The sequence below is a fragment of the Westiellopsis prolifica IICB1 genome (assembly GCF_004323185.1).
Lineage (GTDB): Bacteria > Cyanobacteriota > Cyanobacteriia > Cyanobacteriales > Nostocaceae > Pelatocladus > Pelatocladus prolificus_A.
Genome location: NZ_NAPS01000002.1, coordinates 1,838,751 through 1,858,651, shown reverse-complemented (window position 1 = coordinate 1,858,651; position 19,901 = coordinate 1,838,751). Strand labels below are relative to the sequence as shown.

17 protein-coding genes are annotated in these 19,901 nt (G+C 41.6%); 8 read left to right on the top strand and 9 right to left on the bottom strand.

Features of this window, described 5'->3' with window-relative positions:
* The coding region (locus tag B4U84_RS30780; protein ID WP_165490333.1) for a hypothetical protein at positions 1-206 on the top strand (206 nt) is incomplete at its 5' end.
* Between the two features lie 51 nt (positions 207-257).
* Here the strand turns inward: B4U84_RS30780 and B4U84_RS22365 are convergent.
* Positions 258-1,304 (bottom strand): zinc-dependent dehydrogenase, encoded by a 1,047-nt coding sequence (locus B4U84_RS22365; protein WP_017311366.1) that lies wholly within the window; start codon positions 1,302-1,304, stop codon positions 258-260.
* Between the two features lie 414 nt (positions 1,305-1,718).
* The gene (locus tag B4U84_RS22360; protein WP_131120605.1) at positions 1,719-4,424 is read right to left on the bottom strand and encodes a chloride channel protein; all 2,706 of its coding nucleotides are present in this window, start codon (positions 4,422-4,424) and stop codon (positions 1,719-1,721) included.
* Between the two features lie 502 nt (positions 4,425-4,926).
* Here B4U84_RS22360 and B4U84_RS22355 point away from each other — a divergent pair.
* Entirely contained in the window at positions 4,927-5,724 is a 798-nt protein-coding gene (locus B4U84_RS22355) for a S1 family peptidase (protein ID WP_131121034.1), read from the top strand.
* Here the strand turns inward: B4U84_RS22355 and B4U84_RS22350 are convergent.
* Both B4U84_RS22350 and B4U84_RS22345 read right to left on the bottom strand, forming a co-directional pair.
* Positions 5,717-7,168, bottom strand: a complete 1,452-nt coding sequence (locus tag B4U84_RS22350; protein WP_131120604.1) for a serine/threonine-protein kinase — start codon at positions 7,166-7,168, stop codon at positions 5,717-5,719. The genes B4U84_RS22355 and B4U84_RS22350 overlap by 8 nt on opposite strands.
* Before the next feature lie 98 nt (positions 7,169-7,266).
* Positions 7,267-7,818, bottom strand: coding sequence for a TetR/AcrR family transcriptional regulator (locus tag B4U84_RS22345; RefSeq protein ID WP_131120603.1), 552 nt, complete (start codon positions 7,816-7,818; stop codon positions 7,267-7,269).
* A gap of 84 nt (positions 7,819-7,902) precedes the next feature.
* On the opposite strand from B4U84_RS22345, the gene B4U84_RS22340 reads away from it, so the two are divergent.
* Positions 7,903-8,304, top strand: coding sequence for a DUF5367 domain-containing protein (locus B4U84_RS22340; RefSeq protein WP_131120602.1), 402 nt, complete (start codon positions 7,903-7,905; stop codon positions 8,302-8,304).
* A gap of 116 nt (positions 8,305-8,420) precedes the next feature.
* Here the strand turns inward: B4U84_RS22340 and B4U84_RS22335 are convergent, their stop codons facing one another.
* The gene (locus B4U84_RS22335) at positions 8,421-9,455 is read right to left on the bottom strand and encodes a DUF2891 domain-containing protein (protein WP_131120601.1); all 1,035 of its coding nucleotides are present in this window, start codon (positions 9,453-9,455) and stop codon (positions 8,421-8,423) included.
* Positions 9,456-9,571: 116 nt separating this feature from the next.
* Between B4U84_RS22335 and B4U84_RS22330 the strand changes: the two genes are divergently transcribed.
* The gene (locus B4U84_RS22330; RefSeq protein ID WP_017311357.1) at positions 9,572-10,489 is read left to right on the top strand and encodes a bestrophin family protein; all 918 of its coding nucleotides are present in this window, start codon (positions 9,572-9,574) and stop codon (positions 10,487-10,489) included.
* Positions 10,490-10,546: 57 nt separating this feature from the next.
* On the opposite strand, the gene B4U84_RS22325 is transcribed toward B4U84_RS22330, so the two are convergent.
* Entirely contained in the window at positions 10,547-11,395 is an 849-nt protein-coding gene (locus tag B4U84_RS22325) for a M28 family peptidase (RefSeq protein ID WP_131120600.1), read from the bottom strand.
* A 115-nt stretch (positions 11,396-11,510) separates the two neighbouring features.
* Between B4U84_RS22325 and dnaK the strand changes: the two genes are divergently transcribed.
* From dnaK to B4U84_RS22305, 4 genes are all read left to right on the top strand, one after another.
* Entirely contained in the window at positions 11,511-13,613 is a 2,103-nt protein-coding gene (gene dnaK / locus B4U84_RS22320) for a molecular chaperone DnaK (RefSeq protein WP_131120599.1), read from the top strand.
* A gap of 450 nt (positions 13,614-14,063) precedes the next feature.
* Positions 14,064-15,050: a DnaJ C-terminal domain-containing protein gene (locus B4U84_RS22315; RefSeq protein WP_131120598.1), complete on the top strand. Its 987-nt coding sequence runs from the start codon at positions 14,064-14,066 to the stop codon at positions 15,048-15,050.
* Positions 15,051-15,190: 140 nt separating this feature from the next.
* Positions 15,191-15,673 (top strand): J domain-containing protein, encoded by a 483-nt coding sequence (locus tag B4U84_RS22310; protein WP_017311353.1) that lies wholly within the window; start codon positions 15,191-15,193, stop codon positions 15,671-15,673.
* A 19-nt stretch (positions 15,674-15,692) separates the two neighbouring features.
* On the top strand, positions 15,693-15,965 hold the full coding sequence (locus B4U84_RS22305; RefSeq protein WP_131120597.1) for a DUF3143 domain-containing protein: 273 nt from the start codon (positions 15,693-15,695) through the stop codon (positions 15,963-15,965).
* Between the two features lie 181 nt (positions 15,966-16,146).
* Here the strand turns inward: B4U84_RS22305 and uppS are convergent, their stop codons facing one another.
* The 3 genes from uppS to lysA all read right to left on the bottom strand — a co-directional run bounded on the left by uppS (position 16,147) and on the right by lysA (position 19,387).
* Complete coding sequence (gene uppS / locus B4U84_RS22300) at positions 16,147-16,896, bottom strand: undecaprenyl pyrophosphate synthase (protein ID WP_017311351.1); 750 nt, start codon at positions 16,894-16,896, stop codon at positions 16,147-16,149.
* Positions 16,893-17,816: a diadenylate cyclase CdaA gene (gene cdaA, locus B4U84_RS22295; RefSeq protein ID WP_017311350.1), complete on the bottom strand. Its 924-nt coding sequence runs from the start codon at positions 17,814-17,816 to the stop codon at positions 16,893-16,895. The genes uppS and cdaA overlap by 4 nt, the downstream gene beginning before the upstream one ends.
* Before the next feature lie 131 nt (positions 17,817-17,947).
* Positions 17,948-19,387: a diaminopimelate decarboxylase gene (lysA, locus tag B4U84_RS22290; protein WP_017311349.1), complete on the bottom strand. Its 1,440-nt coding sequence runs from the start codon at positions 19,385-19,387 to the stop codon at positions 17,948-17,950.
* Positions 19,388-19,901 lie beyond the last annotated feature (514 nt).

Genomic DNA, 19,901 nt, shown 5'->3' with positions numbered 1-19,901 from the left:
CTCAACGACGAGTCTTTTATACTCAACGACGAGTCTTTTATACTCAACGACGAGTCTTTTATACTCGACGACGAGTCTTTTATACTCGACGACGAGTCTTTTATACTCGACGACGAGTCTTTTATACTCGACGACGAGTCTCAAACACTCGTCAGCGAAAAACAAATACTTGTTTAAAGCCCAATTCCCAATCCCCGTTCGCGTAGCGTCTCCTCTGGAGAATCCCCAATCCCCAATCCCCGATCCCCGATCCCCGATCAAGGATAAATCAAAATTTTGTATGTTTCTGGTGTTGGTGCGATCGCTTGATCTACGGCTTGAGATAAATTTTGTAATGGATAGCGATCGCTAATTAATGCCTCTACATCAATGCGTTTATTAAACACAATATCAGCCGAAAGACTTTGTAGGCGGTAGGATGAACTGTAGCTACCCATTAAATCAATTTCTCGACGATAGAGAATATTGGGATTAATGGGAATTTCTACTTGATCAGGAAATTCGGCAAAAAAGAGAATTTTACCGCCTTTGCGGGTACAGTCAAGGGCTTGGAAGAAAGCTTTGTCACTGGGAACAGCAAGTAGAGTCACATCCACCCCTAAACCGTTGGTGAGTGCTTGAATTTTGGCTGGTAAATCAGGATCACGAGCATCAAAAGCTGCTTCTGCACCAACAGCCAAAGCTTTTTCAATGCGGGAGGGGATCAAGTCAGTGGCGATCGCTTTTCCTCCAAAATATTTCACCAACATCACAAACATTAACCCAATCGGCCCTGCGCCAGTGATCAAAACTGTTTGTCCAGGTGCAATTTGAGCTTTTTTCACTGCTTTGAGACAACAATTAGTTGGTTCAACAAAGCTTGCTTCTTCAAAACTGATGTCATCGGGGATGGGAATCAATCCACCATTGCGGACAATATGACCGGGAACCTTGACATACTCAGCGAAACCGCCACCACTAGGCGCAAATCCGGCTGTCGTACAGATGTTTTTATAAGTTTCGCACATTGAGAAATTGTCATTTAGGCAATAGTCGCAACGCATACAAGGGATGTGGTGCATTACCGCTACCCGTTGTCCAATTTGCCAATTTTTTACTTCTGTACCTAGTGCTGCGATCGTCCCCGCAGTTTCATGTCCAAAAATCCGTGGTGGTTCATACAGAGGATAACGAATTTTTTTAATATCCGACTGACATAAACCTACTACGCGCACCTGTACCAAGACTTCATCCGGTTGTAGTTCGGGTACAGGAATTTCTTCATAGGAAAGTTGATTGACGCCTCTAAATACCTGTGCTTTCACGTTGATATCTCACTGCTCAACGATATTAGATTTAACACTAGGGGCGTGATTTGGCTATGAATTTTGAGATTTTTGTTTCTTGGGGAAAGGGGATCGGGGAAAAGGGATCGGGGAAAAGGGATTGCTTATTCTCCCTGCACCCTGCACCCTGCTCCCTGCTCCTTTGTCTTCCTTGTCCCCCTTCCCTTCCCTTGTCCCCGATCCCCCAATACGGTTCGGTTAAGGATTTTTCGTCATAATTTTGGTATGTAGAGACGCGAAATTTCGCGTCTCTACAGGGTTTAAATGTTGATCAATTTGTCTTATCCGAACCGTATTGCTCGATCCCCGATCCCCGATCCCCGATCCCCGATCCCCGATCCCCGATCCCCGTTTCCTGACCTCCACGAATGAATTTAATTTTGTGCAATTAAATTAAGTATTGATTGCTCCCCTGACCAAAATCACGGTACTATCTACGCCAGAGGCGATCGCTTCGGGAATATTTCCTTTGATGGCTTGTTGTAGTAATCCTTCACGGGAAGCGCCTAAAACAACTACATCATAATTTTCAGTTTTCACTAAGTTGATGATTCCTTCTGTTACAGAATCTGCTTCCACAGGTGCTGCTACTACGGTGCTGGATAATTTGTGACGACGGATGAGTATCCGAATCGCTTCTTCTAGAATTCTCATGTCTGGTTTTAATTCGGATGGTTTAAACACGCGGGTGAGGCGAATTTTAGGGTCATTTCCTAGCGTCACCAAAGCTGGTAGCAATTTGATCGCCGCTCTCGCATTCGGACCACCAGCCATTGGAATTAACCAACGGTTGAATTGGGGAGGACGGAAGGGAGAGGGGGAGATGGCCAGATGAGGAGATAGGGAAAGCGGAGGAATCGAAGAAATCGGGAGTCGGCGAAACTCTGGACTCTGGATTCTGGACTCTGGACTTTTCCCTAATTTCACCAACACTATCTCACAACTCGCTTGACGAATGACCGTGTCTACAACATCGCCAAATATACGACCAGGGGTGAAAGTGTTTCCCTTCCACCCCATTAAAATTAGGTCAATGTGTCTTTCTTTGATTGTCTCTAGGATTGCATGGGCGATATCGTGGGTAACTCGTATCTGTGTATGTACTGGGATTTTCCATTTTTTTCCCAAAGCTTCAGCATCTCGGAGTAATCGCCGACTTTTAGTTGTTCTGACTGGTGTTTCGGCGGGAGAACTTTGACGAGAAACAATAATTACTTGCAGACATTCTATTTCGTAGTGGCGATCGCGGGCAATTGCTGCTGCCATTCGCAATAATGTTGCAGCTGTTTCTGGATTCGCGACTGGTACTAATAATCTACCTCTACCGATGCTGGGCGATCGCGTCTGATAAACTACGTAAGAAGGTTCCGGTTGGGGTCCGTGTTCTCTGGTTTTACAGTTGAGACTATCGGCTTCTGCTCGAATAATATCAGCACGAGTGATAATACCGATTATTCTGTGTCCTTCTACTACTGGTAGACGACTGATTTGATGACGGTCTAATAAATAGAGTACATTACTTAAGCTCTGGATGGGTGTGACTGTCACTGGCTGCGGTGTCATGATTTCCCGTAGCGGAGTATCTTTTGCTAAGTTGCGATCGCGTATTTTTAATAAATCGGTTTGGGTGACAATTCCGACTAATTTATTCTCCTCCACTACAGGAAATCCCCGATGGTGAGACCGAGAAAAAGCCTGTACTGCTTCTTCCACAGATATCTGTGCATCTAAGGTTTCCACCCGTTGCTGCATCACATCTTTTGCTGTTAAGTTGGTCAATGTATCCTCAATGGGAGCTGGGTTGTCAATACAAATGCCGCTTAACTGTAAAAGTTTGGTATACAGTGATCCTGGCATCAGTTTGTCAGCAACCAAATAAGATGTGACAGAGCCAACCATTAAGGGTAATACCAGATTGAAATCTGTTGTCATTTCAAAAACAATCACAATCGCCGTCATTGGTACTTTGGAAACGGCGCTAAAAAATGCCCCCATACCTGCTAAAGCATAGGTAGTCGGCGAACCTAATCCAAATAAATGGAATTCAAAAACACCGATGATATAACCTAAACAAGAACCTAAAATCAAACTGGGAGCAAACAATCCTCCTGGCGCACCTGAACCAAATGCTAATAGTGTCAAGATAAATTGAGCAAAAAAAGCGATCGCAGCTACGGGTGCATTAGCTTCACCAGCAAGGACAAATTCTCGTAAGCCAGTATTATCACGGAAGGAAGCAGGTAGAATAGCAATCACTATTCCTGAAAGAAATCCTGCCAAAGCTATCCTCAAAGGTAAACTGATATGAAAACTGCGATATATTTTGATACTTTTAATTAATCCCTGATTAAATAATGCTGCCAGTAACCCTGCTAAAATACCTAAAATCAGGTAAAAGGGAATTTCTACGATTGAAAAACTACTAGAAGATTGAGTTAATTCCAAGTTCAGTAGCAAACTACGACCACCCAACAAACGGGAAACAACACCACCGATAAATGAGGCGATAATCGCGGTTCCCAATGTCAATCCTGAGAAATCTTGCAGTAACTCTTCGATCACAAACAAGACACCAGCTATTGGTGCATTGAAAGCTGCTGCTAAACCCGCACCTGCACCAGCTGCGATCATTTGGCGTCGATGATCTGGAGAGGTGGGAACCCAGCGACTCATTCCTGCGGCTAAAGCAGCACCAACTTGTACAGTTGGGCCTTGTCTACCCAAGGTGATCCCTGAACCCAAGGTGAGTGTAGCACTGAGTAACTTGACAAGCGCCACTCGCCAAGAAAGCTTAACTGGTACATTTGCCAGGGAAGCTTTAACGTGGGGTATACCACTACCAGATGCTTCTGGTGCTAACCTTTCTACCAATAGTCCAGCCAGAAACCCAAAGCTCAAACCAATTGTTGGTAGAAATAGCCAAGCTGGTAAAATATGGGAACCATGAACTCGCCAGGTTCCTAGCCATCCCGAACCAAATTTCAAGCATACAGCAGACAAAGCCGCAACCAGACCAATAATACATGCCTCTGCGATCGCTAAACCTTTTCTTGGTTGCCAAACAGTGCGAATATACTGATTTAGAAAAAGGGGTAGCATAACAATTAAAAATTAAAAATTAAAAATAATGAGTTCAATCAAGCACATGGTTGTGCTAATTTGACTATTTTGCATTCGCACAGCAATTTGTCCATTTTATGGATAGAGTTTGTATGTTTGATATTTATAGGAAAAATTCTAACTTTTTACGCAACGTTTAAAACTTAGAATAGTTGTGCGGACTTACTTATACCATTTCACTCAAACCCTGATACAAATACACATGGTGTAGAGACGCGATATATCGCGTCTGGTACAAAATTTATGTGTATCGTGATTAACGTGAAATGGTATTAATTCTGTGACCATTATTCCGAAATGCTGTAACTTCAGATGGTAAGTAGATATAATACTCACCAGTGTTAAGATTAACGCTTTTTCAATCAACATTTTATTTATGAAGCTGGGGTTATTTAATCAAGATTTGACAAAGAAAGTAGTCACCTCACTGGCGACACTCACCAGTTATGCAAAAGGTAAAACTCTAACCCCCCATCAAAAGATGAAATGGCACAAACTCAAGCCAGTTAGACTAGCTACTGGTATGTTATTAGTAATTTGTGCATCAGCAGTATATCTCAAATATTCTGTTGAATGTGTCAGCATTAATTGCGAAGTAATAAACCATACCTATACTAAGCGTTTATCAGTAGAACAAATACGGCGTAATGCTCAATCTATGACTGTGAAAGTGATGTCAAAAGAATTCTTGGGTTCAGGAATTTTACTCAAAAAACAAAATTCAATTTATACAGTTTTGACTAACGCCCATGTATTACGTGCCGATGGGCCACCGTATCGGATTCAAACATCGGATGGTCGCATCTGGTCTGCAAAGATGCTAAAGAATGTCAAATTTGGCACAAATGATTTGGCAATATTACAATTTCGTAGCCCAGACAGAAATTATACTGTAGCATCTATTGCTTTTAACCCTGCTATTGGTGATGATGTATTTGCTGCTGGATTTCCCTATGGGGATGAAGGTAAAGACAAAGGCTTTACGTTTACAACTGGTAAGATTACGCTAAAATTACCGAAAGCTTTGGAAGGTGGCTATCAGATTGGCTACACTAATGACATTCAGAAAGGTATGAGTGGGGGACCACTTCTCAATCATCAGGGTGAAGTGGTAGGTGTGAACGGAATGCACGCATATCCGTTGTGGGATGTTCCTTCAGTCTATAGTGATGGTTCCCAAGCAGATCAAAAATTGCACGAACAAATTGTTCGCCTCAGTTGGGCTGTACCTACGGAAAAATTTTCTTTTAGTAGAAAGATTAGTCAATTATCTAATTAATCTCAAAAGAATTAATCATTTCATTGGCAGTATTGATAAATTCATCATAATCATCAATTGCTGCTGTATAGGTAATTATGTATGCTTTATCACCTTTTAAAGTCCAAACTTGTAAATTCTTTAATTCAGTATCTTCGTCTTTGCCTGTATAAATTATTTGATTTGCTTGTTTGAATGCTAAAGTAGTTGCACTCATATCAATAATTTGAGCATCTGGCAGAGTACTTTTAATTTCATTAATAAATAATTGTTTCGACTCAGCTAAGGTTCCAGAAAACTTCTCAATGTCTACATTTATTTTTTCTTGGAATTTATCTGTCTGACTTTGTTTTGGAGATATAAAAGTTACTATTTCAGTAACACCTAAAACATCAATTTCTTTGGTTTGTCGCTGCCAACTGGCTGGATATTTGATTTTTATACCATAATTAGAATTCTCATAGGGTACAAACTTTTCTGCTTGATTGGGTCGAATCGCCACAAATACGCTAGCAAGAACTGCAATTATTCCTAGAGCAATTAACCATTTCCAAGGAGATGGGGAAGAACCAAATTTCAGAATAGATAAAAGTCTTGTTTGTCCCGATGTAGATGTAGTAGTATTTTTGTCTGAGATTTGTCGCAGTGCTTCTAATGCTGACTCTGCTGACTGATAACGTCCACCAAAATGATAGCGTACCATTCTATCTAGAATATCAGCTAGCTCAGGACTCACCTGCACTTGATCGCGCCAAATAATTTCTCCCGTTTGGGGATCTCTGGGAAGTTTGCTTCCTTGGGATGGGTCGGGATATATACCTGTTAAAGCTTGGATACCAATGACTCCGACGGCGTAGACATCACTGCTATATTGCGGTTCACCAGCTGCTTGTTCACTCGGCATGTAGCCAAGAGTACCAATCGCTACGGTAACAGTTTGTCCTTGTTGATTAACTTCTAGACCTCTTACTTTCTTAACTGCACCAAAATCAATCAGGACTATTTTTCCATCATATCTTCGCATGATATTAGCAGGTTTGATGTCCCTGTGAATCACTTTTTGGCGATGGACAAAGGCTAAAACTTCTAGAATTTCCGTTAAAAGTTTAATCGTTTCGGCTTCAGTTAGTCTATTAGCTAAAGGAGGTAGTTCTTGCCTGAGATCGTGACCTTCAATATATTCTTGTACTAAATAAAATTCTTGATTTTCTTCAAAGTAAGCTAAAAGACGTGGGATTTGATCATGATTGCCTAATTCTTCTTGAATTTCTGCTTCTTGTTTGAAAAAACGTTGTGCTATCTGTAGAGTATTTGGGTCGTTAATTTTTGGTTTTAGCTGCTTAACCAAACACTTAGGATTACCTGGGCGATCAGTGTCACAGGCGATGTAAGTAGCCCCAAATCCTCCTCCTGCTCCCAATTGTTGGACAATTTGGTAACGTCCACGAAGCTTGTGACCCGACATTACATTCACCTTACATCCTATAAGTTAGAAGTTATGACTCAAAGCATCTTGCGTTGATGTTATCTTGACACAATTTGGCACTTATAGCCCAATATGGTTCAGTTAAGCTTCAAAGTGGTAAAAGCTTTAATAGTTTCTTGCCCGCGTTGTGTGTTTCCCGTCGTCAGAAAGTCTAAAATTGCTCCCTGAAATAAGTGAAATAGAGATAAAGCAGTAATTTTGTCATTTGTAAGATTGAATAGAGAATTTATCCATTGTTGACTCTCACGCTCTAAGAAACGTTGTGTTTCTAAATCACCTTGTATGGCACGTTGATTGAGATCCATCGTCAGTTTCAGCAAACCATGCATTTCTGGTGAAGTCAAATGTCTCCACATTTCCAGCAGAGATTCTGCTAAACAATCAGATCCTTCAAGGGACACGCTTTGAAATGACCATAGCTTTTCGCGCAAGCGAGTCTCTAATAAACCGATGAGTTGTCGCTCCAATTCCTGTTTAGAGCCAAAGTGATAAATAAGCATTCGTCCGCTAGTGTCGATTCTCTTGGCGATCGCATTGATGCTGGAATCTAATGCTCCTACTTCAATTGCTGCTGCTAAACATTGCTCTAGAAGCTCTTCCTTCTTCTGAGGTTCAGGGGGTCGGCTCATGGGTTGACAGTTAACGTAATAGTCATTACATTAATTATTAACGTAATGACTATTACGTTAACACTGTTGGATAGGGAAATGATCATGAACACAAAAGATCGAATAGGCTTCGTCTTGCTTGGCTTTGTCATTTGGGTAGTAGGAACTTCTGTGTATCGTTTAGCGGGTTCTTACTTCTTTGAGGGGGGTGCTGCTAAATACTGGCTCAACGTGATTGTCACAGGTATTCTGTATTCTGCTGTGTCTTTGGGACTGATGAAGTGGCGCCACATTGAGCAGAAAGATTGGTTGCAGGGTGCAATTTGTATTGTTTTGCCTGGAATGTTGGGTGAGATTCCGATTCTCGCTGACTTTTCTGGACTAATGAGCAATATGCAACCCGAAACAGCAGGGAAGTATGCCGCCTTTTTATTTGGGGGCTATTCATCATTAATTGGCTTTGCTTGGTTGATGTCCACAAAAGGCGGTGTGCGGCTCAGTTCTTGAAGCGGTTTTTTCACCACCAAGGACTTAGACGCGCTAGCGGCTACTTGCAGAAGTCGCTTACGCGCCTACCCGTAAGGGTAGACACCAAGAAAAATCCTATTTCGAGACCTATACCTTTAGTTGCACAACCCACGATTTGTTACCAAATAAACAACAAAAGTCCCTAGCCAGTGACTACTCGCATAGTGTTCACTGACAGCATCGATAATACTATTCTGACGATGTAGAACAGCAGCAGTACGCAGTGTATTTATTCGAGGATCGGTGTTTGGTAAGCCAAAAATTATTCCTTCAAGCATCCAAGCACGACTGACATTTAAACCATGAAAATGGGATTGTAAATAGTTTTGAGGATGAGTTACTTTTACAGGTTGTAGCCAGTTGAGTGACTCATCAACTGATAATTGTGGGAGAAAATCAGTTAGCCAGTTAGCAAAATCTGTCGGTGAAAGAATTCGCCGCACCAGATCAGCTTCCGCAAGACAAGGTGAGATGAAATCATAGCCGAGTGGTTCTAAATGTAAGGGATAGCTGCGATCGCTCAAATAAAATTTTCGGATTTTGTTTTCAATTAAATCAACAAAGTTCTCGTTTTTGGTGATTCGCGCCCAATCTATGACTAATCCCAGCGCAAACGCCGTTTGACTATGGGTTCCTGTGCGGTTAGGTAATTCTAAATTTTGTAGCCATCGCTGGAAGTTATTTGCAACTAAGGTTTCGAGCGGTTCCAATACAGCCAGCCATTCTTGAGCTTGGTTGTCATTCCATTCCCGCAATTCCGCAGCCAGTTGCAATAGCCATGCAAAACCATAAGGACATTCAAAGTAGGGGTGTTTATGTAAATGGGCTATTTCCCCTTGAATTTTTTCAGGTGTAAAGCTTTGAGTAAGGGCTTCTCTGACTGTAGTCTGAAAAGTGGCTTCAGGAAAATAACGGGCTAAACGTACGATTAACCAGTGTCCATGTACAGCCGAATGCCAATCTAAGCAACCATAGAAAGTTGGTGTTAATTCCCGTGGTGGTTTAATATCTTCATCGTTATTAAACCAATAAATAGCATTATGTGGATACTCTTGCTTGATGCAGTCGAATACTAATTGGACAAATTTTGCTGCGATCGCTACGTCAATTTCCATAGCTGCGATTTTCATGCTAAAAATTTCAAGCGCTTATAGTTCTCAACAAAAATTCCTTCATTCAAGTATACTTTTATCTTAGTATGAGAATAGCTATAACAGTTAATTAAATAATATTTCCTATTTTTTGCATGAAAACTGAAAATTTTCAATGGTGGCAAATAGCTTTTCAGCTAAAAGGTTCAGTTATCACAGCAATTTATCCACGTGTTATTGGATGTGGTTTTATTGGGTTAATTGTCTCTATACTTTACTATTTTCAGCTTCCAGTTTCCCAACCAATTCTAGGCAGTGTTATTCCTAGTATTGTCTTAGGTTTATTACTTGTATTTCGCACGAATACAGCTTACGAACGTTTTTGGGAAGGGAGAAAATGCTGGGGAAGTATTGTTAATACAGTCCGCAATCTCGCAAGACAAATTTGGGTATCAACACAGGAAAAATCTCCCTTAGATAGAGAACAAAAAATTGGAGCATTATATTTATTGGTGGCATTTGCTGTCGCAACTAAATTACACTTACGCGGAGAAACTGTCAATGAAGAATTAGAAGAATTGATGCAAACATCAAAATATATCAAATTAAAAATGATGAATAATCCGCCTTTAGAAGTGGCTTTTTGGATTGATGATTATTTACAAAAACAGCATGATCGCAATTGTATGAATAGTTATCAATTAATCTCAATGCGCGAATTATTAAATCAATTGGTAGATAATTTAGGTGCGTGTGAACGAATTCTCAAAACACCGATTCCCTTAGCTTATGCGATTCATCTCAAACAATTATTATTGCTGTATTGCATACTATTACCTTTTCAAATCGTAGAAAGTCTTGGTTGGTGGACAGGTATAATTGTCGCCTTAATTAGCTTTACTTTGTTTGGGATTGAAGCCATTGGTTTAGAAATTGAAAATCCTTTTGGATATGATGTCAATGATTTACCATTGGATGCTATTTGTAATACGATGAAACGCAATATTGATGATTTAATTAGCTTGAGTCCTAGTACGCGATCGCACACCGAACAAAGTCTGAATAATAACTAAAATTATTCCCCTTTCCCTTGCCCTCCCTGTCCTCCCTGTCCTCCTTGTCCCCAATCTTCACAACCGTCGAATTCCCTTTTCCAAACCCCGACAAACATTAGTCAAGAAATCTAAATCCAAAGTGGCAATTGTATCACTAGGTTTGTGATAGTGAGGATTTCGTAAAAATGCCGTATCTGTAATCATCATGGCTGGATAACCTGCATCCCAAAAAGGGGCATGATCACTCTGTCGAGTTTGCCGTATGATATGACCTTTATTGGGTACTGGTAGCCACTGACTTGCTACACCAACTTTACGGATACTGCGGCTAATGCTAATTAAATCTCTTAAAGTTCGCCAATTACCGATTAAACCAATAAAATCGCCACGACTAGGATAAATATGTTGTAAAGGCGATGGGTAAATTTGGGAACCAGGTTTTGAGTCACAGTAACCTAACATTTCGAGAGAAATCATTAGGCGTAATGGTTGCTGTTCTCGTTGCAATTTAGCTGCATATTCAATACTACCTAATAACCCATATTCTTCCATATCAAAAGCTACTAGCCGCAGAGGATATTTAATAGGTTCTGTAGCAAACATGCGTGCTAATTCTAGTAAAACTGCTACACCTGTAGCATTATCATCAGCCCCTGGTGAACCAGGTACAGCATCATAATGAGCAGCAATTAAAATTGGTGGCAAGTCTCCCTTTTGTAAACCCGCAGTAGCAGGTAAATTTAATATCAGATTTTTGCAAGCTTTACCACGTACATAAAAGGTGTGGATATCCACACTCCCCCACTGAGCAAATGAGGCGCGAATGTATTCTTGAACAAAAAAATGGCCAGCAGTTGCTATGTAAGGATCGCGATCGCGGACAATCTGAGTTAGATGAGTTTCCAGTTGGTTTTTTAAATTCACAAGATTCTAGCAGCGAACCTGGTTGAAGGTGTATTTATCAACAGCAAGATACAATAAATCAAGCATTAGTTCTAAACAAAAAATTTATATAGAAATAGTAGGAGAAACGTAACGCATGGGCAAGGTAGTAGGCATCGACTTGGGTACAACTAACTCTGTTGTCGCCGTCATGGAGGGTGGTAAGCCGGTGGTTATTGCCAATGCAGAAGGAATGCGAACAACTCCCTCCGTAGTTGGCTTTAGTAAAGACGGCGAACGCTTAGTAGGACAAATGGCAAGGCGCCAAACTGTCCTCAACCCTCAAAATACCTTTTTTGCAATTAAACGCTTCATGGGACGTAGGTATAGCGAACTGAATCCAGAATCAAAGCGCGTACCTTATACAATTCGTAAAGATGAATTTGGTAATATTAAAGTTGCTTGTCCTCGCTTAAGTAAAGATTTTGCCCCAGAAGAAGTTTCAGCAATGATTCTCAAAAAACTAGCAGAAGATGCTAGTAAATATTTGGGCGAACCAGTAACAGGAGCAGTAATTACCGTTCCAGCTTATTTTAACGATTCCCAACGCCAAGCAACACGGGATGCTGGTAGGATTGCTGGTTTAGAAGTTTTGCGAATTCTCAACGAACCAACAGCAGCTTCTTTGGCTTATGGTTTGGATCGCGGCCAAATGGAAACTATTTTAGTCTTTGACTTGGGTGGTGGTACATTTGACGTGTCCATTTTGGATGTTGGTGATGGTGTATTTGAAGTCAAAGCTACCAGTGGTGATACTCAACTCGGTGGTAATGACTTTGATAAAAAAATAGTCGATTGGTTAGCAGAACAATTTCTCGAACAAGAAAAAGTAGATTTAAGACGAGAACGCCAATCTTTGCAACGTTTGATGGAAGCTGCGGAAAAAGCCAAAATCGAACTTTCTGCTGTTAGTGTTACTGAAATTAACTTACCCTTCATTGCTGCAACAGAAGAAGGACCTGTACACTTAGAAACTCGCTTGACTCGTTCCCAGCTTGAAAGCTTGTGCGACGACTTACTGGGGCGCTTACGTATCCCTGTCAAACGGGCGCTAAAAGATGCAGGACTCACCCCCAATGATATTGACGAAGTTGTCTTAGTAGGTGGTTCTACACGAATGCCTATGGTACAGCAATTAGTACGGGCAATGATTGGCATAGAACCCAACCAAAACGTCAACCCTGATGAAGTTGTCGCAGTGGGTGCAGCAATTCAAGCGGGTATTCTCGCCGGTGAACTCAAGGATGTACTGTTATTGGATGTGACACCTTTGTCTTTGGGATTAGAAACTATAGGCGGTGTCAAAAAAGTACTTATTCCCCGCAATACTACTATTCCTGTGCGCCGTTCGGACATCTTTTCCACATCAGAAAATAACCAAAATACTGTGGAAATTCACGTAGTCCAGGGTGAACGGGAAATGGCAGCAGATAACAAGTCTTTGGGACGTTTCAAGTTGTATGGCATCCCCCCAGCACCTCGCGGCATTCCTCAAATTCAAGTAGCATTTGATATCGATGCTAACGGGATTTTACAAGTAACAGCTTTAGATAGAACTACAGGTAGAGAACAAAGTATCACAATTCAAGGTGCTTCTACCTTAACTGAAAGCGAAGTTCAACAAGCGATTCGAGAAGCCGAGAAATTTGCTGATGTAGACCGACAGCGTAAAGAAAAAGTAGAAAAGCGTACTAAAGCTGAAGCTTCAATTTTACAAGCCGAAAGACAATTGCGGGAAGTAGCATTAGATTTTGGTATGGCATTTGCCCGGAACCGTCGTCAACAAATCGACAACATCTGTCGGGAACTACGCGAAAGTTTAAAAGAAAATGACGATCGCGGTATTGATCAAGCCTACGCTGACTTGCAAGATGCTTTGTACGATCTCAACCGCGAAGTTCGCCAGTACTACGCAGAAGAAGAAGATGACGATTTGTTGGGTGCAATCAAAGACATCTTCACAGGTGGTGGTGATAAAGAACGAGATAATCCGAGAGATTCTTTACGCGATCGCGATCGCGATTACTATGACAAAGACTATAACCGCGGCTATAGCAAAGACTATGACCGTACCCCCAATCGAGACTATGACCGAAGCTATGGTCGAGACACCCGTTCCTCCGCTTTTGACAGTGGTGGTTCTTCACGCCGTTCTCGCCCCAGCTATCAAGATAACTGGGATGATGACGATGATTGGTAATCAAGTCTAGTAGTTACGAAGATTACACACCTCACTATCTAATGTATGAAGTAAGTTGGCACAAATGTAGAGACGTGCCATGGCTCGTCTCTACTCTTGGTCATTGGTCTAGAGACGCGATGAATCGCGTCTGTACAATAATCATTGGTCATTGGTCATTGATAAGGTTTTAGTCCATGTTTACTTTTCGTAACTTCCGCTATGTTTATTAAGACCGACTTACTGCTGCAAAATACTGGTATTAATTAGAAAAAGGTAATGAAATTTCTTTGAAATTCGGATTTAGTCATTATTAATAGGTAATGAGTAATAGTTAGTGGTTAGTGGTTAGTGGTTATTTGTTTTTTCCCAAAAACTGAACTAATCGCTAACAATTACTATTAATAACCAAAAACCAACCAGCAACTATCTTAAGAAATTAACAGCTAAATTTCCAATAAAGAAACGATTATGCAGAATTTGCAAAATTTTCGTGATTATTACGAGATTTTGGGAGTATCCAAAGATGCTACCAATGAAGATATTAAAAAAAATTATCGACGTTTAGCTAGGCAATATCACCCAGATCTGAATCCAGGGAACAAAGCAGCAGAGGATAAATTTAAAGATATCGGTGAAGCTTATGAAATTCTCTCCGATCCGGCGAAACGGGCGCAGTATGACCAATTTAGCCGCTACTGGCAGCAAAAAGGCTTTGATAAACAAGCACACAAGAAACCTTGGGGTGGAGATAACCGTAGCAATGGTCGGGGTAATCAGGATGTAAATCCAGGTAATTATTCTGATTTTACTACCTTTATTAACGAAGTTATTGGTGTCAAAACTGGTAGAAATGGCACATATACTGCTACTAATGCTAATAATGCTGATCCATTTCGTAGCCCTAGAACAAAAGTTGCATACACGCCAAACCAACGCCCTACACGTCGAGACATCGAAGCAAGATTATCTCTACCCCTAGAAAAAGCCTATCGTGGTGGTGTAGAAAGAATTCGCTTAGAAGATGGGCGATCGCTAGAAGTAGAAATGCCTGCTGGTATGATAACTGGTCAAACAATTCGTCTGCGTAATCAAGGCATTAATGGCGGGGATTTATACTTAAAAATAACCGTCGATCCTCATCCACTTTTTAAAATTGAAGGTACAGATATTTACTGCCAAATCCCCATTACTCCCAGCGAAGCTGTATTAGGAGGTCAAGTTGAAGCACCTACCCTTGATGGTTTGGTAAAAATGACTATTCCTCCAGGAGTCAGGTCTGGACAAAGATTACGTCTAGCTGGTAAAGGTTATCCCGCTGAAAAAGGTAAACGCGGCGATCAATTAGTAGAAATTCAGATAGTTACTCCTAAAAATATTACTAAAGAAGAACGAGAGTTATACGAAAAAATTCGGCAGATGGAAACTTTTAAACCCCGTGCTGATTTATTTTCTTAGCTTAAATCCAAAGGGGGTGATGAATAGAATTGTTTGAGAAGCCCCCACCAAATCAAAGATTCTGGTGTGGGAGTATGTCACAATATTAGAAAAAAGTTTATCGCCTGGTGAATCAAACAGCCGTGAATCAGAATGATGCAATGTCACAAAGCAGCGAAACGACGACGTATTATACTCTGCTAGGACTGCATCCCAGTGCATCGCCAATTGAAATCCGTCGTGCTTATCGAGAATTGAGCAAACGCTATCATCCTGATACGACCAGCTTACCTACAGTTGCTGCCACTGCTAAATTTCAGCAACTTAACGAAGCCTATGCTACTCTCAGTAATCCAGAACGACGGTTAAGTTACGATCTGAAAATTGGCTATTCTCGGTTTGGAGTAATTCAAGCACCACCCGATTTAAACCGTCCCGTTTCCCGTTCTTACGACTGGTCTAAATCAGCTTATCTTGATGCTAGCGATCGCCCCCTCTCTGCGGGTGAAATCTTCGCCTTATTTATCCTGGGTTTAACATTTTTAGGTTGCTTAGTGTTAGCGATCGCCATTGGTTTAACTCGTGGCGAAGCCGCTTTCCAACCTGTAGGATTAATATTACAAGTCTTAATTTTTAATTTTTAACTTTTAATTTTTAATTGTTATGTCTCTTCCTCCTTCTGAAACACCACTATATAATCACCCTCTTCCCCAAATTGAGCAGTGGTTAAAACAACAAGGCTGTGAACAAGATGAAAAGCAGCTACATTGCTGGCGCATCCAGCATCCTAGTTGGGAAGCAGAACTTTCGCTAGATATTGAGCAAATTATCGTTCGGTATATCAATGCTGGAGACAATGGACAAGACATCCAACGCGCCTTCAAATATTCCTTGAGTCGGCGAGATGTAGAACAAGCCGTATTCTCCGGGCCTTAATTGGGGATCGGGGATTCTCCAGAGGAGACGCTTCGCGTAGACGCGTCAGCGGCTTCTCATAGAGTACGGGAATCGGGAATCGGGTAAACGGAGACAAGGGAAGGAGAACAACGGAGTGTGGGAAGAATTATTTAACAAGTCTCTTCCCTTTCCCCTTTCCCCTTTCCCCTTTCCCCTTTCCCTACACTTTCCCAAACCGCCTTTCTCGTTGTTGATACGCACACAAAGCGCGGTGGAATTCATGGCGATTAAAATCAGGCCAGAGAGTGTCAGTTATATATATTTCTGAATAGGCTATTTGCCAGAGGAGAAAATTTGAAATTCGCATTTCTCCACTGGTACGAATTAATAAATCGGGGTCACAAATGCCGATGGTATAAAGATGACGTTCAAATGTCGCTTCATCAATTTCATCTGGCTGGAGTAAACCTTGTTGGACTTTTTGGGCGATCGCTCGACAAGCTTGAATAATTTCTTGTCTACCACCGTAATTTGTGGCGATTGTAAACTTGATCCCGCGATTATCTTTCGTTGCTTCGACTGAACGGTTAATTTCTGCTTGTAGCGATCGCGGTAAGCTACTTAAGTTCCCCACAAACTGAATTTGCACATTCTCTTCAACCATTTCCCGCAGTTCTTGACGCAAGACTCGTTGAAATAGGGTCATCAAAAAATCTACTTCTTCATGGGGTCTTCCCCAATTTTCTGTGGAAAAAGCATAAGCCGTCAGTGCTTCGATCCCCCAATCTTTACAACAACGAAGCAAACTTTTTAAGGCATCAACACCAGCTTTATGACCCATAATTCTGGGTAATCCTTGGTGCTTTGCCCATCGACCATTGCCATCCATAATCACTGCAACGTGCTTGGGCAGTAGTTCTCGTTTCAAGTCAGGGGGCAAATGTTGCAGTTCAGTTTGTTGTGCTGTCATTTTTTGTCTCGCGATGCGGTCGATGGTAATCCGAGTAAACGTGAAACTAGTGCTAAGGCCTGACTACGAATCTGACGACCCAAACTGATTAAACCAGGAGCAACAGCCTCCCGATCTACAGTTGGTGAAAATCTCATTTCTAAAGACTCTTTCAGCTTCGTAATCGTCAGTGGTCTATTTAGAGTTCCCTTTTCTGCCAAAGAAATAGAACCTGTTTCTTCAGATACAACGACACAAATGCAATTCTCGACCCGCTCAGTTATTCCCATCGCCGCCCGGTGGCGTGTTCCCAACTGCCGCGAAGCCGTACGTCCCGAAAGTGGTAATATTATACCCGATGCTACAATCCGAGAACCTCGTATCAATGTAGCACCATCATGTAAAAGAGTCTTCGGTTGAAAAATTGTTTGTATTAGCTCTTTGGACACTTCAGCGTTCAGTTTTACTCCTGGTACAGAAAAATCTCGTTCATCAATAGGACCAGTTGTTTCCAAAATTAGTAGCGCACCTATCCGATTTTTCGACAGTTCTCTGACTGCTTCGACTATTTCATCAATTACACTATCAGATTTAGGAACTGCCAAACGGGACGGTTGAAATAATTGCCAGAATTCACCACGTCCCAATTGTTCTAAAAATCGCCGAAACTCGGATTGGAGAGCAACCGCCATGGCGACAGCACAGCCAATGACTAACTTTTCCAGTACGAAATTTAACAACTGTAGCTGCAACTTTCCACTAATGGCTGATGCCAGCATCAGAATAATAAAGCCTCGCACCATCCAAAGTGTCCGGCGCTCACTAATAATAACTAGTATCATATAGGTCAGCGCCAGTACTAAAACAATATCCAGTGTCTCAAGCAGCAAAGGCTGAGACCACCATTGGTTTATCAGCCATTGCTTCCACCAATCTCCCATGACATCTGGCGTGAAAGTATGAAGTGTGAAATCTGAAGGATGAAGTCTGAAGTATAAAGTCTTGAAATATTAAGTATAAAGTATGAATTTTTCATTCTTTATTCTTCATCCTTTCTTCATCACTTCAGCTTTTATTCTTCATCCTTTTTAAGTCTTTCTGGTAAGCAATCCTGTCGAATCAAATCCTGATAAGTTTCGCGTTGCAAAATCAAATTTGCTTCGCCATTCGCTACTACAACAGCAGCTGGTCTAGGCAAGCGGTTGTAGTTAGATGCCATACTGTAATTGTAAGCACCTGTAGCCATAACTACGAGAATATCTCCAGATTCAGTTTTTGGTAACTGAGCATTCTTGATCAGAATATCCCCAGATTCACAATGCTTACCAGCAATAGTTACCCTTTCTGTCAAAGGCTCAGACATTCGGTTAGCAACTACAGTACGATACACTGATTGATAAGTGATCGGACGGGGATTATCAGACATGCCACCATCAACTGCTATGTACGTGCGAATATCAGGAATAACTTTGGAAGAACCTATAGTGTAAGCTGTGACGCAAGTTGTGCCAATTAGCGATCGCCCTGGTTCAGACAATAATTTTGGTAGTGGTAAATTTTGCTCGGCACAAGCTTGTTGAATTACTTCACAAATTGGTTTTACCCACTCTTCTATACTAGGAGGATCATCTGATTCTGTATACTTGATCCCCAAGCCTCCGCCAACATTTAACTCTGTCACGCTTAAGCCGTAACCAGCAGCTTTACTAATCCACTGCACCATCACAGATGCTAAATCCTGATGAGGTTGGCGTTCAAAGATTTGAGAACCAATATGAGCATGTAAGCCAATACAGTTTAATACAGATTGGTGACTGACAAAAGCAAATAATTCATCCAAATCATTGGGATCAAAGCCAAATTTACTATCCAAGTGTCCCGTACGAATATATTCGTGTGTGTGGCATTCAATACCTGGTGTCAGACGAAGCATGATCCGGATGGGAGATGAAGACAAGCAAGCAAATTCTCCGTTGTCCCCCTTGTCCTCAAGTATCTCCACCAAAGTCCGCAACTCATACCAATTGTCCACAACAATAGTGCAACCAGACTTAATTGCCAAAGTTAATTCTTCTCGCGACTTATTATTGCCGTGGAAGTAAATCTTATCAGGGCTGACACCTGCACTTAAGGCTGTATAGAGTTCGCCTCCTGAAACCACATCAATTCCCAACCCTTCGGAAGCGGCGATCGCACAGACTGCCAAACAACTCCAAGCTTTGGAGGCGTATAATACTTGAGATTCACCCTTGTAATAACGCTGGAAACTTTCCCGATACTGGCGGCAAGCTGTTCGCAGGGTTTCTTCATCCAAGATATACAGAGGTGAACCGAACTGCTGCACAAGAGTTGTCACATCACAACCCCCTATTTCTAGGTGATCTTCTTCGTTAACTTTGGCACTCAGTGGGAAAAGTTCTTGATTGGGTGAAAGATTTATGTTATTGCTAGTTGATTGCGGTAAATACTGTCTACCAGAAAGTTGAACCCCAGCAGGGTGAGTCGATACCATAAATATTAAGAGTTGTCCTTAGTACTAATTACAAGCTACGAGCGGATATGCCGATTCCCAGTTTACCGAATAAAGTGCTTGTTCGTCCCTGTCTTTTGCAAGAGCTGGGAATTGGGGATCGGGGATTCTCCAGAGGAGACGCCACGCGTAGACGCGTCAGCGGCTTCTCATAGAGTACGGGGATCGGGGATCGGGGATTGGGGACAAGGGAGTGTGGGGAGTGTGGGAAGTGTGGGAAGTGTGGGAAGTGTGGGGGGAATTATTTAACAAGTCTGTTCCCAATGCCCAATGCCCCATGCCCAATGCCCAATGCCCAATGACCAATGCCCAATGACCAATAACAAATGACCAATAACAAATGACAACCAACCAGAAATGGAGATATTAGGATAACATCTCATTGTGATTAGATGGGAGCATACAATAAACATCTAGAACTGCAAAATGCAGACAACAAAAGCTAGATTGCAGATCATAATTGCCCGGAGCCGAAACAAGCTTTTCGCAAAGCCTT

What these genes read in the sequence shown, in the direction of transcription:
- B4U84_RS22360 (WP_131120605.1), bottom strand. Translation starts at nt 4,424, where the DNA reads ATGCTACCCCTTTTTCTAAATCAGTATATTCGCACTGTTTGGCAACCA.
- B4U84_RS22355 (WP_131121034.1), top strand. Translation starts at nt 4,927, where the DNA reads ATGAAATGGCACAAACTCAAGCCAGTTAGACTAGCTACTGGTATGTTA.
- B4U84_RS22350 (WP_131120604.1), bottom strand. Translation starts at nt 7,168, where the DNA reads ATGTCGGGTCACAAGCTTCGTGGACGTTACCAAATTGTCCAACAATTG.
- B4U84_RS22345 (WP_131120603.1), bottom strand. Translation starts at nt 7,818, where the DNA reads ATGAGCCGACCCCCTGAACCTCAGAAGAAGGAAGAGCTTCTAGAGCAA.
- B4U84_RS22340 (WP_131120602.1), top strand. Translation starts at nt 7,903, where the DNA reads ATGAACACAAAAGATCGAATAGGCTTCGTCTTGCTTGGCTTTGTCATT.
- B4U84_RS22335 (WP_131120601.1), bottom strand. Translation starts at nt 9,455, where the DNA reads ATGAAAATCGCAGCTATGGAAATTGACGTAGCGATCGCAGCAAAATTT.
- B4U84_RS22330 (WP_017311357.1), top strand. Translation starts at nt 9,572, where the DNA reads ATGAAAACTGAAAATTTTCAATGGTGGCAAATAGCTTTTCAGCTAAAA.
- dnaK (WP_131120599.1), top strand. Translation starts at nt 11,511, where the DNA reads ATGGGCAAGGTAGTAGGCATCGACTTGGGTACAACTAACTCTGTTGTC.
- B4U84_RS22315 (WP_131120598.1), top strand. Translation starts at nt 14,064, where the DNA reads ATGCAGAATTTGCAAAATTTTCGTGATTATTACGAGATTTTGGGAGTA.
- B4U84_RS22310 (WP_017311353.1), top strand. Translation starts at nt 15,191, where the DNA reads ATGTCACAAAGCAGCGAAACGACGACGTATTATACTCTGCTAGGACTG.
- B4U84_RS22305 (WP_131120597.1), top strand. Translation starts at nt 15,693, where the DNA reads ATGTCTCTTCCTCCTTCTGAAACACCACTATATAATCACCCTCTTCCC.
- uppS (WP_017311351.1), bottom strand. Translation starts at nt 16,896, where the DNA reads ATGACAGCACAACAAACTGAACTGCAACATTTGCCCCCTGACTTGAAA.
- cdaA (WP_017311350.1), bottom strand. Translation starts at nt 17,816, where the DNA reads ATGGGAGATTGGTGGAAGCAATGGCTGATAAACCAATGGTGGTCTCAG.
- lysA (WP_017311349.1), bottom strand. Translation starts at nt 19,387, where the DNA reads ATGGTATCGACTCACCCTGCTGGGGTTCAACTTTCTGGTAGACAGTAT.